The organism is Bacillus sp. AR8-1 (assembly GCF_008042345.1).
Lineage (GTDB): Bacteria > Bacillota > Bacilli > Bacillales > Bacillaceae_G > Bacillus_A > Bacillus_A cereus.
Window position 1 is genome coordinate 276,267 of sequence record NZ_QNUB01000018.1, and the last position, 16,959, is coordinate 293,225.

The following is a 16,959-nucleotide window of genomic DNA, read 5'->3' on the forward strand; positions in this document are numbered from 1 at the left end:
CCCAGATTCTATTCGCCATTATGTCCAAACCGCATTCATTTATACATTGCTGGAGCCTTTCAACGCTATGCGTTTGAAAGTTTCACTATATAATTTCACCTTGTTACATGAAATCATACGGTGAAATGTTTTCCACGTCCATTTCCTCGCCATTAACTGTGACCATCTGTACTTCTCCTTGTGATTCCTGCAAGCGACTAGCTAAAGTTGTTTGACGCATTGCATCATCAAGGCGATTTACACCAGATTGGAAAGCTACTTCCTCCCCGCAAATAATAAGGAACTTCTTACTTCTTGTAATGCCCGTGTAAATTAAATTACGGCGTAACATACGGTTGTAACTTTTCACAATCGGCATAATAACAATCGGAAATTCACTACCTTGTGATTTATGAATCGAACAACAATATGCATGTGTAATTTGATTTAAATCCGGCTTTGTATACGTTACCTCAATTCCATCAAATGAAACGATAATCATATCTTGTTGCTCAACGTTTTCTTTCGCATAAAACACCGAAACAATTTCTCCGATATCCCCATTAAACACTTGGCTCTCCGGCTGATTAACGAGTTGCAGTACTTTATCGCCTCTTCGGTATACAACATCACCGTACTGGATTTCTTTACTCTTTTCCCTTTTCGGGTTAAATACTTGTTGCAGCGCTTCGTTTAATACATTAATACCAGCAGGCCCGCGGTACATCGGTGCTAATACTTGAACATCCCTTGCACTAAAGCCTTTTGTTTTAGCGTTTTCGCAAACTTTTTTCACAACCTCAACAATTTGAGCCCCTGTACAGCTGATAAACGAACGATCTTTTTTATTTTGCGCTAAATCTGGTGGGAGTGTGCCGTCTTTGATCGCATGGGCAAGTTGAATAACAGATGAGCCTTCTGCTTGACGATAAATCTCAGTAAGCTTCACTGTCGGAACTGCACCTGCATTTAATAAATCTTTTAATACTTGTCCAGGTCCTACAGATGGCAACTGATCTTCATCACCTACAACGATAACTTGAATATTCGTTGGTAGCGACTTAAATAGCTGATTTGCGAGCCAAATATCAACCATTGAAAATTCATCGATAATAAGGAGCTTACCTTGGACAGGATCCGTTTCATTACGCTGGAAAGATCCTTCTGGCGTCCAGCCAAGCAAACGGTGAATTGTGCAAGCTGGAAGTCCTGTCGATTCACTCATCCGCTTCGCTGCTCTTCCTGTTGGAGCTGTTAATAGTATTGGAAATGGATTATCATCACTGTATTCATTCGGATTTAACGATAATCCGTGAAGTGACGCATACATTTCAACAATCCCTTTAATAACGGTTGTTTTTCCTGTTCCTGGTCCACCTGTTAATAACATCATCGGTTTATGAAGTGCCGTTTGAATCGCTTCTTGCTGAAACGGTGCATATTGTACATTCAACTGTTCTTCAATTTCACCTAATGTTTTTAACACTTCTGCTTCAGGAAATGAAGGTGTTTCCTCTTGATTCATCAATCGACGAATAGACTTTACAACACCTTTTTCAGAGTAGAATAAAGTTGCTAAATACACTCGTTCTTCTTCTATGATGACTTTCCCTTCACTTTGCATCGTTTCAATACAACCTATAATATCTTCTTCAGTCACTCTTCCTTCTTGATTGTTTAAAAGTGACATCGTTTCTCTTACAAGTTGATCTTTCCTCATATAAACGTGACCAAGTTGCAATGAGACATTCTCTAATGTGTAAAAACATCCCGCTCGTACACGGTCGTCGTGATTACCCGATATCCCTAACGCACGCCCTATATCATCCGCTCGTCCAAAACCAATCCCGTCCACTTCTTCAATAAGTTGATACGGATTATTACGAATCACTTCTAATGTCATCTCTTTATATTGCTGGTAAATCTTAATAGAAAGTTTCGTTCCAAAACCGTAACCATTTAAAAAGCTCATTACTTTCTCTAATCCTTGATGTTCAACAATTGTCTCATATATTTCCTGAGCCTTTTGTTTGTTAACAACACCATTTAACGCCTCAGGGTCATCCATAATTTTAGAAATAGCATGTTCCCCGAGATGATCCACAATTTTTTCCGCTGTACGCTTTCCTATCCCTTTAAATAAATCACTCGCTAAATATTGCACCATACCTGCTTTTGTTTGCGGCAATTCTTTTTTAAATGTTTCAACCATATATTGTTTTCCATACTTTGGATGGTCCTTAAAGTGACCTGTCAATGTAAACACTTCATCTTCATGCATGCGGGGAAAATGACCGTTTATCATTACTTTCTTTTCGTCATACGTTTCATTCGTTTCAATGACTTTCATACTGACAACGGAATAGAGGTTTTCTTCGTTGTGGAAAATGGTATGAAGAACTTGCGCTTTTATAAATTTTTTCTCTTCCTCAAACAAATCCATTGCATGTTGATTTCCCATCTTTCCTCTCCTTTCCGATATTTTCACTTTAATGAGCAGTACATCCCCCACCTTTTTAGATGAGGGATAACTACCCATTAAACTATATTTTCATCTTATTCAGCTTCTTGCTCTAATAAACGAACGCCATTACCAGCTAAAAAGTGATCTGGCTGAATTTCAGTTGCTTTCTTAAATAAAGCGAGAGCTTTCTCGTTATTTTCTTCAAATACGTAAGCAACACCTAAATTGTAATACGCATCTGCATGCTCTTCATCCATTTCTAATACCTTTTCAAAATAAGGTTTCGCCTCTTGAATATGTTCTAGTCGCGCAAAGCAAAGTCCGCACTGGAATACAGCTTCTACATCATTTTCATCTAATTCTGTTGCTCTTTGTAAGAATGGTAGTGCAAGACGATCATTTCCAAGCTGTACATGTGTAATACCTAACATAAATGTTACATCAGCTGATTGTAATCCAGCTTGCATTGCTTGTTCGAATACAGCTTTCGCCTCAGTAAATTGCTCTTGGCCATAATATACGTTTCCTAAGCCATAATAAGCAGCTGCAGATTTATCATCTAACTCTAATGCACGTTTATAAAATAAAATCGCTCGCTCACTATCACCTAATACGTCTAATAAATTTGCAAAATTAATGTATCCAAGCGCATCTTTCGGATTTTCTTCAATTGCTTCTGTAAAATTTTTAGCTGCTTCTTCCCAATTTCCTTCTTGCATATATTGAATACCTGTTTCAAGTTTGTTTGACATGTCCTTCACCTCTACAACAAATTATAACAAAGAATGTATTTTCCAAGCGAACGAAAATTCGCTTTATGTAAAAGAAACCTCTAACCGCTAATCGGCAGAGGCTTCTCATTTATCCTAAATAATCCAATTTCTTACCACTACGGTATACTTCATCAATTGTAGCACCGCCTAAGCACTCATCTCCATCATAGAAAACGACTGCTTGTCCTGGTGTGATTGCACGAATTGGCTCATCACAAAGAATACGAACTGTATTTTCATCAACGATTTGAACCGTTACTTTATTGTCTTCTTGACGATAACGGAATTTCGCCGTGCACTTAAATTCTGTTTCTTTTTCTTTGTTACTTACCCATCCTACATTCGTAGCAATAACTTCATCACCATATAGAAGTTCGTTATGGAATCCTTGATCAACATATAAAATGTTTTCTTTTAGATTTTTTCCAACAGCAAACCATGGATCACCATTACCACCAATTCCAAGACCATGACGTTGTCCAATTGTATAATACATTAAACCGTCATGCTTCCCTTTCACTTCACCAGATAATGTTTGCATTACACCTGGTTGTGCTGGTAAGTAGTTACTTAAGAAATCTTTAAAGTTACGCTCACCAATGAAGCAAATACCTGTACTATCTTTTTTCGCCGCTGTCGCTAAGCCAGCTTCTTTCGCCATTTCACGAATTTGTGGTTTCTTCAGTTCACCTAACGGGAACATTGTTTTTGATAATTGCTCTTGGCTTAATTGATTTAAGAAGTATGTTTGATCTTTATTGTCATCAACGCCGCGAAGCATTTTATATTCGCCGTCCATATAAGCAACGCGTGCATAATGACCTGTTGCTACATAATCGGCACCAAGCGCAATTGCATGCTCTAAAAATGCTTTAAATTTAATTTCTTTATTACACATTACATCTGGGTTTGGTGTACGACCAGCTCGGTACTCATCTAAGAAGTACGTAAATACTTTATCCCAGTATTGTTTTTCAAAGTTTACTGCATAATACGGAATACCAATTTGGTTACACACTTCAATTACATCATTGTAATCTTCTGTTGCTGTGCAGACACCATTCTCATCTGTATCATCCCAGTTTTTCATAAAAATTCCGATTACATCATAACCTTGCTCTTTTAATAAAAGTGCTGCTACAGATGAATCGACGCCACCGGACATTCCGATGACAACGCGTGTTTCGTGAGGTAGTTTGTTCATCATGTCACCTCCCATGCTAATTTTGTGTTAATCGCTTCACGATTTTCACTGTTTCGTACGCCGCTTTTTCAATTTGCTCTTTCGTATTTCCAAGTCCAAAACTAAAGCGTACGGATGAACGTATTTGATCGGAGTCTTTTCCAAACATCGCTACTAATACATGTGATGGATCAATCGAACCAGCTGTACAAGCAGAACCACTTGATACTGCAATGCCAGCTAGGTCTAAGTTCACAAGAAACGGTTCAATGTTCATTCCTGTAAAACTTACATTAAGTACATGCGGTAAGCGATGTTCTAAGTTTCCGTTTACCTCGAAAGTAATGCCTTCATTTTTGAAGACAGATACCATTATATCTTTAAACTCTTCATATTGGGCATTTTTTTGCTCACGAGTTTTTTCAGCTATAAGAATTGCATGCTGAAGCCCAGCAATACTAGGCACATTTTCCGTACCAGCACGGCGTTTTCTTTCTTGCTCTCCGCCTATTAATAACGGCTCAAATTTCACATTTGCACCAGCGAATAAGAACCCTACACCTTTTGGCCCATTAATTTTATGAGCTGAAATTGATAATAAATCAATACCAAACTCTTTCACGTCAAATTCTACTAAACCGTAAGCTTGTACCGCATCTGTATGGAAATAAGCTTGATGCTCTTTTAGCAGCTTTCCTATTTCCACAATTGGTTGCATTGTCCCTACTTCATTATTCCCAAACATAACAGATACAAGAATCGTCTCTTCTGTTAATGCCTTTTGTATGTCAGAAACTTGAATGCGTCCTGTTTCATCGACAGGTAAATATGTCACTTCAAACCCTTCACGCTCTAACAATTCGCACGTATGCAAAATCGCATGATGTTCAATTTGCGTCGTTATTATGTGGTTACCTTTATGACGGTTCGCACGTGCTACACCTATAAGCGCTAAATTATCAGCTTCTGTACCACCGCTCGTAAATATAATTTCATTCGGATTCGCATGAATGCTGCGTGCACACACTCGTCTCGCCTCATCTACTGTGTGACGAGTTTGACGTCCATAAAAGTGAATACTAGACGGGTTCCCGAATATTTCTGTCATATATGGAATCATCTTTTCGACCACTTCTGGGTGAGTCGGAGATGTCGCAGCATGATCTAAGTAAATGCGTTCCATTAAATCTCCTTCTTTCCAAATCGTTTCACAAGGAATTAAATGTAAAACATATAGCCCCCGTGATTTTCTTCCTCATAACGTACTAAATCTTCTAACGTTGTACTATCTAACACTTCTTGCACGGCATCACGAACACGCATCCATAACTGGCGCTGTGCTGGCTCTTCTTCTTCTATCATTTCTACAACACTAATCGGTCCCTCTAATACACGGATTACATCCCCAGCTGTAATGTTAGCCGGTTGATCAGATAATACATATCCGCCATATGCCCCGCGCGTACTCTTTACAAGACGAGCGTTACGAAGTGGTGAAATTAATTGCTCTAAGTAATGCTCGGATAAGTCATGCGCCTGCGCAATTGATTTTAATGAAATTGGACCTTCACCAAACTTTTTTGCAAGATCAATCATAATTGTTAAGCCATAGCGGCCTTTCGTTGAAATTTTCATCTATTTTGCACCTCTTTTCAAATTTTCACTTCTATTGGTTATATCTTATTTATAAAAAGAACACAATTTAAAATCCTATGAAATTATAGCATAATATAGTATTATAAGAAATTTCAACTTGTGTATCAAAATGATAACATAAAATCACATTGAAAAACTCGGAAATTATTACAATTGAAAGAAAAATGAAAATATTATTCTTCATTTTTCCCATAAAACAGCATCCTATTTCAAATTTCGTAGAAAAAAATGATACGATAGAACGAGATTATATATTAAGGGAGACGGTCTAAATGAAACAACCACTCGCACATCGAATGCGCCCTACTAATATTCAAGAAATTATTGGGCAACAACATTTAGTTGGTGAAGGAAAGATTTTATGGCGAATGGTCCAAGCAAATCATTTTCAATCTATGATTTTATACGGTCCTCCAGGTACAGGAAAAACATCCATTGCCAGTGCAATTGCAGGAAGTACCGGTACCCCGTTTCGTCTATTAAACGCTGTTACTCACAATAAAAAAGATATGGAAGTTGTCGTACAAGAAGCAAAGATGCATCGACACCTCGTTTTAATTTTAGATGAAGTTCACCGTCTAGATAAAGCAAAGCAAGACTTTCTATTACCTCACTTAGAAAGCGGACTTCTTACTTTAATTGGTGCAACGACAAGTAATCCATTCCATGCAATAAACTCGGCTATTCGAAGCAGGTGTCAAATTTTCGAATTACACGCACTAACAGAAGATGATATTTTAATTGGGTTAAAAAGAGCTTTAGAAGATAAAGAAAAAGGCCTTGGAGAATATGCTGTAACGGTAACAGATGAAGCACTACATCATTTTGCAAATGCCTCTGGTGGTGATATGCGTTCCGCTTATAACGCACTTGAACTTGCTGTATTATCTAGCTTTACTACAGACGATCAAGCGGCTGAAATCACACTCGAGATTGCGGAAGAATGCTTACAAAAGAAGAGCTTCGTTCACGACAAAGGCGGCGATGCTCATTATGACGTATTATCAGCATTTCAAAAATCAGTGCGCGGAAGTGATGTAAATGCAGCGCTCCATTATTTAGCACGCCTTATTGAAGCAGGTGATTTACAAAGTATTGGCAGACGCCTTCTTATTATGGCTTATGAAGATATTGGACTTGCTAGCCCACAAGCTGGACCGCGTACACTAGCTGCAATTGAATCAGCTGAACGAGTTGGATTCCCAGAAGCACGCATCCCACTTGCAAATGCCGTTATAGAACTATGCTTATCACCAAAATCAAATTCAGCTTATAAAGCACTTGATGCTGCATTACACGATTTACGCAACGGTCAAACAGGTGACATTCCAAGCCATTTAAAAGATAGTCATTACAAAGGCGCAGAATCACTCGGAAGAGGCATTGGATATTTATATCCACACGACCATCCAAATGGCTGGGTAAGGCAACAATACTTACCTGATAAAATAAAAAACAAGCAATATTATAAACCGAAAACGACAGGGAAATTTGAGCAAGCCCTTTCTACTGTTTATGAAAGATTACAAACTTCGAATAAAACGAAAAATAAAGGGTAACATAAACGAAAACGTCACCATTATGGAGGCTTCGCTTATGAAAACACGTCAAGATGCATGGACAAAAGAAGATGATCTCCTTTTAGCAGAAACTGTTTTACGACATATTCGCAGCGGAAGTACACAAATAAAAGCATTTGATGAAGTCGGCGATACGTTGAACCGGACTTCAGCAGCTTGCGGCTTTAGATGGAATGCTGAAGTAAGGCCGAATTACGAAGATGCTGTGCAGCTTGCGAAGAAACAACGTAAAGAATTAAAGCGCTCTGAAGCTAAAATAGAAAAAAATCAGTTCACGAAAACGAAACAACTCGTAATCGATGCTGAGTTTTCTGAAGATATTACGCCAAGTAAACAAGAACTTACGATGCAAAATGTCATCTCATTTTTGCAAAACTTGGAGCATAATAACCCTTCACTCGCAAAGTTGCAAACTGAAAATGATGTATTACAAGCTCAGCTCACTTCTCTGCAAAAAACGAATCATGAACTTGAAACGAAATTAGCGGTACTCACAAAAAAACAACAAGCAATCGAAGAAGATTACGCGATGCTTGTTCGAATTATGGATCGTGCTCGAAAACTTGTTTCGGTCGAAGAGCAAGAAGAGCAAATTGCCCCGATTTTCAAAACCGATCAAAACGGGAATTTAGATATTATTTATTCTGCTGAGAATTAAAAACAGGGATGTCACTTTTTTGACTGAGTGACATCCCTGTTTGTTTTCGGTAAATCATATATATACATGTCGGTAAATGAAATTACATCAACGATTTTTCAAATATATCTATCACAACTTGCAATATATCAACGATTTTTCGAATATATCTATCACAACTTGCAATATATCAACGATTTTTCGAATATATCTATCACAACTTGCAATATATCAACGATTTAATAAAGGATATCGATTTAACGACAAAGATTGACAATAACATTCCTCCTTGTCATACAAGGAAACTCCTAAAACGGATTAGATATTTTTTACTAAAATGTTATTATAAACATATACCTTTAAAGGGGGATGGTTGCTATTTCATTAATAATCTTCAAAATAACTCTTGGCCTTCTCGTCCTGACTTTAGCTCTTTTCACCATTAACAGTCTAAAAAAGACATCCGCCTATAAATCAGATAAATATGATTTTTACTTACTTACCTTACTTACATTTGAACTAGTAGTAATGCAAATATCCATATTTCTTTAATACATATAAAAAAGCATATATCCAAAATAGATATATGCTTTTCTTTTATTCTTGCCCTACACGTTTCACTTCTACATTTTTAATACGTTCACGTACAACGTGACTTGCCATAATTAAGCCTGCCACAGATGGTACGAATGCATTTGATGAAGGCGGTAATTTCGCTTTACGAATTTTTGCATTTTCGTCTGGTACGATTTCTTTACGTACCTCTTCACGAATTACGATTGGGTTTTCGTCAGAGAAGACAACTTTTACACCTTTTTTAATACCCTCTTTACGAAGCTTCGTACGAATGACTTTCGCAATTGGATCTGTGTGTGTTTTAGAAATGTCCGCAATACGGAAACGAGTTGGATCCATTTTATTTGCTGCACCCATACATGAGATAATTTTAATTTTACGACGTAAACATTGTTTAATTAAATGGATTTTGAACGTAATCGTATCAGATGCATCCACTACGAAATCTAAACCGTGCTTAAAGAACTCTTCATATGTTTCATCTGTATAAAACATTTCAAGTCCAATTACTTCACACTCTGGGTTAATGTCTGCGATACGCTCTTTCATTAATTCTACTTTTGAACGTCCTACAGTAGATACTAAAGCGTGAATTTGACGGTTTACGTTTGTAATATCTACAACGTCTTTATCAACTAATACAAGACGTCCAACGCCAGAACGTGCTAACGCTTCAGCTGCAAAAGAGCCTACGCCGCCAATTCCTAAAATACCAACTGTACTATTTTTTAATATTTCAAGTCCTTCTTTACCGAAGGCTAATTCATTACGTGAAAATTGATGTAACATTCAGCTCTACACTCCTATTACAAAAATGGTCTACCATGTATTCTAGCGTTTTTCCGACTATTTGTATAGAAAAAGTTATAGAATTCCTAAAAATACATATTTCGATAATGAAAACATAGTGTAAACTGGGATTTTGTTTCTTCTTTTAAATATCCATTAAAAAAGTCTAGATGGTATTAGTATAACCATCTAGACCCTATTCTTACTTCTCTTCTTTTAAGCTTAATTTTAAGTTTAACTCTTCAAGCTGTGCTTCTGCAACTGGGCTTGGAGCTTCTGTTAATAAGCAGCTTGCGCTTGCTGTTTTTGGGAATGCAATTGTATCACGAAGGTTCGTACGGCCTGCAAGTAACATAACAAGACGATCTAAACCTAATGCGATTCCGCCGTGTGGTGGTGTACCGTATTCGAATGCTTCTAATAAGAATCCGAATTGCTCTTGCGCTTCTTCTTGTGAGAATCCAAGTGCTTTGAACATTTTTTCTTGTACGTCACGCTCGTAAATACGAAGTGATCCACCACCAAGCTCATAACCGTTTAATACAAGGTCATATGCTTGTGCACGTGCTTTTTCTGGTGCTGTTTCTAGTAGCTCAACGTCTTCACGGAATGGCATTGTGAATGGGTGATGAGCTGCGAAATAACGATCTGCATCTTCATCGTACTCAAGAAGTGGCCAATCAGTTACCCATAGGAAGTTAAATTTACTTTCATCAATTAACTCAAGCTCTTTACCTAGACGTAAACGAAGTGCGCCTAAGCTATCTGCAACAACGCTCTTCTTATCTGCTACGAATAGTAATAAGTCGCCAGCAGTAGCTTCTAATGTGCTCATTAACACATTTGCATCTTCTTCACCGAAGAATTTCCCAATCGGTCCTTTTAGGCCGTCTTCTTCAACTTTAAGCCAAGCTAGACCTTTTGCACCGTATACTTTCACGAATTCAGTTAATGCATCGATGTCTTTACGAGAATATTTACTTGCAGCACCTTTTGCATTGATTGCTTTTACTTGTCCGCCGCTTTCTACAGCACTTGTAAACACTTTAAAGCCACAACCTGCTGCAAACTCAGATAAGTCTGTTAGTTCCATTTCAAAGCGTGTATCTGGCTTATCAGAACCGTAGCGAGCCATTGCATCAGCATATTTCATACGAGGGAATGGTGCACTAACTTCTACACCTTTTGCATCCTTCATAACTTTCGTCATCATACGCTCCATCATTTCTAAAATTTCATCTTGTGTTAAGAATGAAGCTTCGATATCGATTTGCGTGAATTCCGGTTGACGATCTGCACGTAAATCTTCATCACGGAAACAACGTGCTACTTGATAGTAACGCTCAAATCCGCCGACCATAAGAAGCTGTTTAAATAACTGTGGTGACTGTGGTAATGCATAGAATTCACCGTCATGTACACGACTTGGTACTAAATAGTCACGAGCTCCTTCTGGCGTACTTTTCGTTAAAATTGGTGTTTCTACTTCTAAGAACTCTTCTGTATCTAAGAAGTTACGAATTGTTTTTGTTACGTCGTGACGCATTTTGAATGTGTTGAACATTACAGGACGACGTAAGTCTAAATAACGATATTTTAAACGCACATCTTCTGATGCATCTGTATCATCAGCAATGATAATTGGTGTTGTTTTCGCTGCATTTAGTACATTTACTTTTGTTGCTTGTACTTCAATACGACCAGTTGCCATATTGTCATTAATTGCGCCTTCACCACGTTCAACAACTGTACCTTCTATGTGTAATACGTATTCGCTACGAATTGTTTCTGCTACTTCTAACGCTTCTTTTGATGTTTCTGGGTTAAATACAACTTGTACGATACCTGTACGGTCACGTAAATCGATAAAGATTAATCCACCTAAGTCACGGCGTTTTTGTACCCAACCTTTTAATTGAACTGTTTGTCCAACAGCTTCTACTGTTACTTTTCCACATGCATGTGTTCTTTCAGCCACTGTAAGTTCCCCCTATATTAATTTCTCTGCTACGTATGAAGCAAATACATCTAACGCTACTTCTTCTTGTTCACCTGTTGCCATATCTTTTAAGTTAATGATGCCTTTATCTAGCTCATCTTCTCCTAATACAGCTACAAATTTCGCCTTTAGACGATCTGCTGATTTAAATTGTGCTTTCATTTTGCGATCTAAATAATCTTTTTCAACCGACAATCCAGCTTTACGAAGATCGAATGCCACTTTTGCAGCATGGTCTTTCGCTTTTTCACCAAGCGCTACAACGTAACAATCAATGCTATGTTCAAGTGGTAATTCAATGTTTTCAGCTTTTAGCGCCATAATTAAACGTTCAATACTCATTGCAAAACCGATACCTGGCATTTCTGGTCCACCGATTTCTTGTACAAGTCCGTTATAACGGCCACCACCGCTTAATGTAGTGATCGCACCGAAACCTTCTGCCTCACTCATAATTTCAAAAACAGTATGTTGATAGTAGTCTAAACCACGCACTAAGTTCGGATCTTTTTCAAATGGAACATCCATCATCGTTAATAGTTCTTGTACTTTGTCGTAGTATACTGCTGAATCTTCGTTTAAGTATTCTGTAATAGATGGAGCTGTTGCCATTAATTCATGGTTACGGTCCTTCTTACAGTCTAAAATTCGAAGTGGGTTCTTTTCTAAGCGAGATTGACAGTCAGAGCAGAATTCGCCGATACGTGGCTCAAAGTGTGCGATTAATGCATCACGGTGTGCTTGACGACTCGCTGCGTCACCTAAACTGTTTAATACAACTTTAATATTTTTTAAGCCCATGCCGCGGTAAAATTCAACAGCAAGTGCAATTACTTCTGCATCAATTGCAGGGTCATTACTGCCGATTGCTTCGATACCGAATTGTACGAATTGACGATAGCGACCTGCTTGTGGTCTTTCATAACGGAACATTTGACCGATATAGTATAATTTCGTTGGTTGTGTTGCATCACCAAACATTTTATTTTCAACGTAAGAACGTACAACAGGTGCAGTACCTTCTGGACGTAATGTTAAGCTACGCTCTCCACGATCTTGGAATGAGTACATTTCTTTTTGTACGATATCTGTCGTATCACCAACACCGCGTAAAAATAGCTCAGTGTGCTCAAAAATTGGTGTACGAATTTCTTTATAATTGTAACGACGGCAAATTTCGCGTGCTTGCCCTTCGATATACTGCCATAACTCAACAGTGCCTGGAAGAATATCTTGCGTTCCGCGTGGGATTTGAATAGACATATTCAGTTCCTCCTCAAATTGTTTTAATCTTAATAAAAATAAAAAAACTCCCGCCTCTACTGTTTAAACAGTAGGGACGAGAGTATTATACCCGTGGTGCCACCCTAATTGAAGCACGTATGCTTCCACTTTTTTAATAACGCTTAAATATGCGTTCATCCCTACTAAGCATATATGCCGTTCAAGTTGAAACCTCTAGAGTGTCATTCAATCAGTCATCATGCAGAAATGTTTTCAGCCTAAGACATTCCTTCTCTTTCCATGTGTATCTCATTTACTCTTCTCTATCAACGGTTATATTCATATGTAAATATAAAATTACTATACGTTTGTTAAGTAGGATTGTCAAGTGCTCTAAGAACGTTCAATCTGCTTCTTTAAACGCTTTACATCTTGAAGAGAAATCCCAAACTCGGAAGCAAGCTCCATTGAAGTATTATTTTGCTCTTTTGAAATAAAATCATGAAAATTCACGTTAAACAGTTGATTTGCACCATTTGTAACAGAATGCCCTTTTTCATTCATACGCATACGTATATCCCTCACATTCAATATGGATGTTTTACTTTTTATTGTTCCATATTGATGAGAGAGTTATACATAACCGAAACTGCTATTGATTCCAAATAAATGAACAAAACATACAACAATGTATAAAAAAGAGAGGATTATATAACCCTCTCTTTTTTATCAACACTATTTACTTTCTACAATTAAGGTCACCGGACCATCATTGATTAAAGAAACGTCCATCATTGCTCCGAACTTCCCTGTTTCCACATGCAATCCTTGTTTGCGAACTTCTTCATTAAAGAAATCGTATAAACGCTCTGCGTAGTCAGGTTTCGCAGCATCCATAAAGTTTGGACGTCTTCCCTTGCGACAATCTCCGTATAATGTAAATTGCGAAATAGATAGAACTTGTCCTTCTACATCAAGTACAGAATGATTCATCTTTCCGCTCTCATCTTCAAAAATACGTAAGTTTGCAATTTTTTCCGCAATATAAGTTGCATCTTTTTCTGTATCTTCATGCGTAATGCCAACTAGTAATGTTAAACCGAACGGAATTTGTCCTACGATCTCACCGTCTACTGTGACAGACGCTTTCTTTGATCGTTGTAAAACAACTCTCATCTTTCTACACTCCCTATTAATGCATCATGCGTCGTACTGCATAAATTTCTGGAACGCGTTTAATGCGTTCTACTACTTTTTTCAAGTGTTGTAAGTTACGAATCGAGATTGACATATTAATTGTTGCCATTTTATTACGGTCACTTCTACCAGAAACAGCTGAAATGTACGTTTTCGTCTCTGTAACAGCTTGCAGTACTTCATTTAATAAACCACGGCGATCGTAACCCGAAATTTCAATATCAACGTTATACTCAATTTCTTTTTCAGGGCTACCTTCCCACTCTACTTCTAATAAACGTTCTACAGCTTCTTCTGTATGAACGTTTACACAATCACGGCGGTGAATCGATACACCTCGGCCTTTCGTAATATATCCAACGATATCATCGCCTGGAACTGGGTTACAGCATTTCGATAAACGGATTAATAAATTATCAGCACCGCTTACCTTTACACCAGAATCCCATTTTCGAATTTTCATCGGTTTACGAACTTCTTTAACTTCAACAATTTCTTCTTCTTCGCGTTGTTTGCGGAACTTGTCCGTTAGTCGCGTAACAATTTGCGAAGCTGTAATTCCGCTATATCCAACTGCTGCAAACATATCTTCTTCATTTGCAAAGTTAAATTTCTCAGCGACGCGTTTTAAGTTATCAGGCGCTAATACTTCTTTCATCTCATACTCTAGACCACGTACTTCCTTTTCAACAAGTTCACGGCCTTTTTCAATATTTTCGTCTCTACGTTGTTTCTTAAAGAATTGACGAATTTTATTTTTCGCATGAGATGTTTGAGCAAGTTTTACCCAATCTTGACTTGGGCCATATGAATGTTTCGACGTTAAAATTTCAATGATGTCGCCTGTTTTTAATTTATAATCCAAAGTCACCATTTTACCGTTTACTTTTGCACCAATTGTTTTATTCCCAATTTCCGAATGGACACGATACGCGAAATCAATCGGAACCGATCCAAGTGGTAATTCCATTACATCGCCTTTCGGTGTAAAGACGAATACCATGTCAGAAAATAAATCAATTTTTAATGACTCCATAAATTCTTCTGCATTAGAAGCTTCATTTTGCCATTCTAATATTTGACGGAACCATGTGAGTTTCTTCTCTAATGTACCTGTTGTTTCTGCTGTTTTTCCTTCTTTGTACGCCCAGTGTGCCGCGATCCCGAATTCTGCAATTTCATGCATTTCTTTCGTACGAATTTGCACTTCAAGTGGATCACCTTTTGGTCCAATTACAGTCGTATGAAGAGATTGATATAGATTTGCTTTTGGCATTGCAATATAATCTTTAAAACGACCTGGCATCGGCTTCCAGCACGTATGAATAATTCCAAGCACCGCATAACAATCTTTAATACTATTTACAACGACACGTACAGCTAATAAATCGTAAATTTCATTGAACTGCTTATTTTGCAGTGCCATTTTACGATAAATACTGTAAATATGTTTCGGTCTTCCAGAAATCTCAGGTTGAATTGCAACTTCTTTTAATTTCTCACGAATACCAGTCATTACTTCGTCTAAGTATTCTTCACGCTCTGCACGTTTACGCTTCATTAAATTTACAATACGATAATATTGCTGTGGATTTAAATAGCGAAGTGACGTATCCTCTAGCTCCCATTTAATAGTACTAATTCCGAGTCTATGTGCTAAAGGTGCAAAGATTTCTAACGTTTCATTCGCAATGCGACGCTGCTTCTCTTGAGGCAAATGTTTCAATGTACGCATGTTATGAAGACGATCAGCTAATTTAATTAAAATAACTCGAATGTCTTGAGCCATTGCAATAAACATTTTGCGATGGTTTTCGGCTTGTTGTTGTTCGTGAGATTTATATTTGATCTTCCCAAGCTTTGTAACACCATCAACAAGCATAGCAATTTCTTTGTTAAATTCCCGTTCAATATCTTCTAACGTGATCTCTGTATCTTCCACTACATCATGTAAGAAACCTGCTGATACCGTAGCTGGATCCATGTGTAAATCAACTAAAATACCTGCAACTTGAATCGGATGAATAATATACGGTTCACCCGATTTTCTATATTGTTCGCTATGCGCATCTCGTGCATATTCATAGGCACGTGCCACTAGCTCAATATCTTCATCCGCTAAATATTGACTTGCTTTCTCGAGTACCTGTTCAGCTGTTAGTACCTGCTCATTTGCCATCGAATCACCTTTTATTGAAAATTGACTTTATCTTTATTTAATAGAATAAATTATATTCTATCATTATAACCCAATGATTGTGAATTGTGAAAAGGAAAAGATTTTACTGACATTTCACCATGATTTTTTGTTCAATTATACAAAAGTACCCGCTCCTCTCCAAGAGATTCACGGGTACTTTTTATCACCGTAGTTTTACCTATATAGTGATTAGTATTTTTCTAATACTAATACATCGTAACCATCTAACATTTTACGACCATCTAAGTAAGTAAGCTCTACTAAGAATGCAATCCCTGCTACAACTCCGCCTAGCTCTTCAACTAACTTAATTGTCGCTTCGATTGTTCCACCTGTAGCTAATAGATCATCTGTAATTAATACGCGTTGACCTGGCTTAATTGCATCTTTATGGATTGTTAAAACATCTTTACCATATTCTTTACCGTAGTCAACAGTAATTACTTCACGTGGTAATTTTCCTAATTTACGAACTGGTGCAAATCCTACTTCTAACGCATAAGAAACTGGGCAACCGATAATGAAACCACGAGCTTCTGGTCCTACTACAACATCGATATCTCTTTCTTTTGCGTACTCAACGATTGCATCTGTTGCTGCTTTGTATGCTTTACCGTCATTCATTAAAGGTGTAATGTCTTTAAACACAATACCTTCTTTCGGATAATCCGGTACAATTGCGATATGTTGCTTGAAATCCAT

14 protein-coding genes and 1 other annotated feature are annotated in these 16,959 nt (G+C 37.6%); of the genes, 2 read left to right on the plus strand and 12 right to left on the minus strand.

Going from position 1 to position 16,959, the window contains the following annotated elements; all coding sequences use genetic code 11:
- Positions 1-103: 103 nt before the first annotated feature.
- The 5 genes from recD2 to cymR all read right to left on the minus strand — a co-directional run bounded on the left by recD2 (position 104) and on the right by cymR (position 6,034).
- On the minus strand, positions 104-2,440 hold the full coding sequence (gene recD2, locus DN400_RS14865) for an SF1B family DNA helicase RecD2 (protein ID WP_000528080.1): 2,337 nt from the start codon (positions 2,438-2,440) through the stop codon (positions 104-106).
- Positions 2,441-2,535: 95 nt separating this feature from the next.
- The gene (locus tag DN400_RS14870) at positions 2,536-3,195 is read right to left on the minus strand and encodes a tetratricopeptide repeat protein (RefSeq protein WP_000066406.1); all 660 of its coding nucleotides are present in this window, start codon (positions 3,193-3,195) and stop codon (positions 2,536-2,538) included.
- 109 nt (positions 3,196-3,304) lie between these two features.
- The gene (gene mnmA / locus DN400_RS14875; protein ID WP_001038010.1) at positions 3,305-4,420 is read right to left on the minus strand and encodes a tRNA 2-thiouridine(34) synthase MnmA; all 1,116 of its coding nucleotides are present in this window, start codon (positions 4,418-4,420) and stop codon (positions 3,305-3,307) included.
- 16 nt (positions 4,421-4,436) lie between these two features.
- Positions 4,437-5,582 carry a cysteine desulfurase family protein gene (locus DN400_RS14880; protein WP_016512300.1) on the minus strand — a complete coding sequence of 382 codons (1,146 nt, stop codon included), beginning with the start codon at positions 5,580-5,582 and terminating at the stop codon, positions 4,437-4,439.
- Positions 5,583-5,617: 35 nt separating this feature from the next.
- Positions 5,618-6,034, minus strand: a complete 417-nt coding sequence (gene cymR / locus DN400_RS14885; protein ID WP_000704116.1) for a cysteine metabolism transcriptional regulator CymR — start codon at positions 6,032-6,034, stop codon at positions 5,618-5,620.
- 293 nt (positions 6,035-6,327) lie between these two features.
- On the opposite strand from cymR, the gene DN400_RS14890 reads away from it, so the two are divergent.
- Positions 6,328-7,614 carry a replication-associated recombination protein A gene (locus DN400_RS14890; protein WP_000812919.1) on the plus strand — a complete coding sequence of 429 codons (1,287 nt, stop codon included), beginning with the start codon at positions 6,328-6,330 and terminating at the stop codon, positions 7,612-7,614.
- Between the two features lie 37 nt (positions 7,615-7,651).
- The gene (locus DN400_RS14895) at positions 7,652-8,293 is read left to right on the plus strand and encodes an RsfA family transcriptional regulator (RefSeq protein WP_000857722.1); all 642 of its coding nucleotides are present in this window, start codon (positions 7,652-7,654) and stop codon (positions 8,291-8,293) included.
- Between the two features lie 576 nt (positions 8,294-8,869).
- Here the strand turns inward: DN400_RS14895 and DN400_RS14905 are convergent.
- From DN400_RS14905 to DN400_RS14930, 7 genes are all read right to left on the minus strand, one after another.
- Positions 8,870-9,637 carry a tRNA threonylcarbamoyladenosine dehydratase gene (locus DN400_RS14905; protein WP_000903176.1) on the minus strand — a complete coding sequence of 256 codons (768 nt, stop codon included), beginning with the start codon at positions 9,635-9,637 and terminating at the stop codon, positions 8,870-8,872.
- 202 nt (positions 9,638-9,839) lie between these two features.
- A complete protein-coding gene (gene aspS, locus DN400_RS14910; protein ID WP_147801726.1) occupies positions 9,840-11,615 on the minus strand; it encodes an aspartate--tRNA ligase in 1,776 nt (591 codons plus the stop codon).
- Positions 11,616-11,627: 12 nt separating this feature from the next.
- Positions 11,628-12,899 carry a histidine--tRNA ligase gene (hisS, locus tag DN400_RS14915; RefSeq protein ID WP_000027079.1) on the minus strand — a complete coding sequence of 424 codons (1,272 nt, stop codon included), beginning with the start codon at positions 12,897-12,899 and terminating at the stop codon, positions 11,628-11,630.
- 69 nt (positions 12,900-12,968) lie between these two features.
- Positions 12,969-13,199: a binding site (T-box leader), on the minus strand.
- A 54-nt stretch (positions 13,200-13,253) separates the two neighbouring features.
- Positions 13,254-13,430, minus strand: coding sequence for a hypothetical protein (locus DN400_RS29480; protein WP_001242605.1), 177 nt, complete (start codon positions 13,428-13,430; stop codon positions 13,254-13,256).
- Between the two features lie 165 nt (positions 13,431-13,595).
- Positions 13,596-14,036: a D-tyrosyl-tRNA(Tyr) deacylase gene (locus tag DN400_RS14920; RefSeq protein ID WP_001266965.1), complete on the minus strand. Its 441-nt coding sequence runs from the start codon at positions 14,034-14,036 to the stop codon at positions 13,596-13,598.
- 16 nt (positions 14,037-14,052) lie between these two features.
- On the minus strand, positions 14,053-16,236 hold the full coding sequence (gene relA / locus DN400_RS14925) for a GTP diphosphokinase (protein ID WP_001262795.1): 2,184 nt from the start codon (positions 16,234-16,236) through the stop codon (positions 14,053-14,055).
- A gap of 210 nt (positions 16,237-16,446) precedes the next feature.
- Positions 16,447-16,959: an adenine phosphoribosyltransferase gene (locus DN400_RS14930; protein WP_000346215.1), complete on the minus strand. Its 513-nt coding sequence runs from the start codon at positions 16,957-16,959 to the stop codon at positions 16,447-16,449.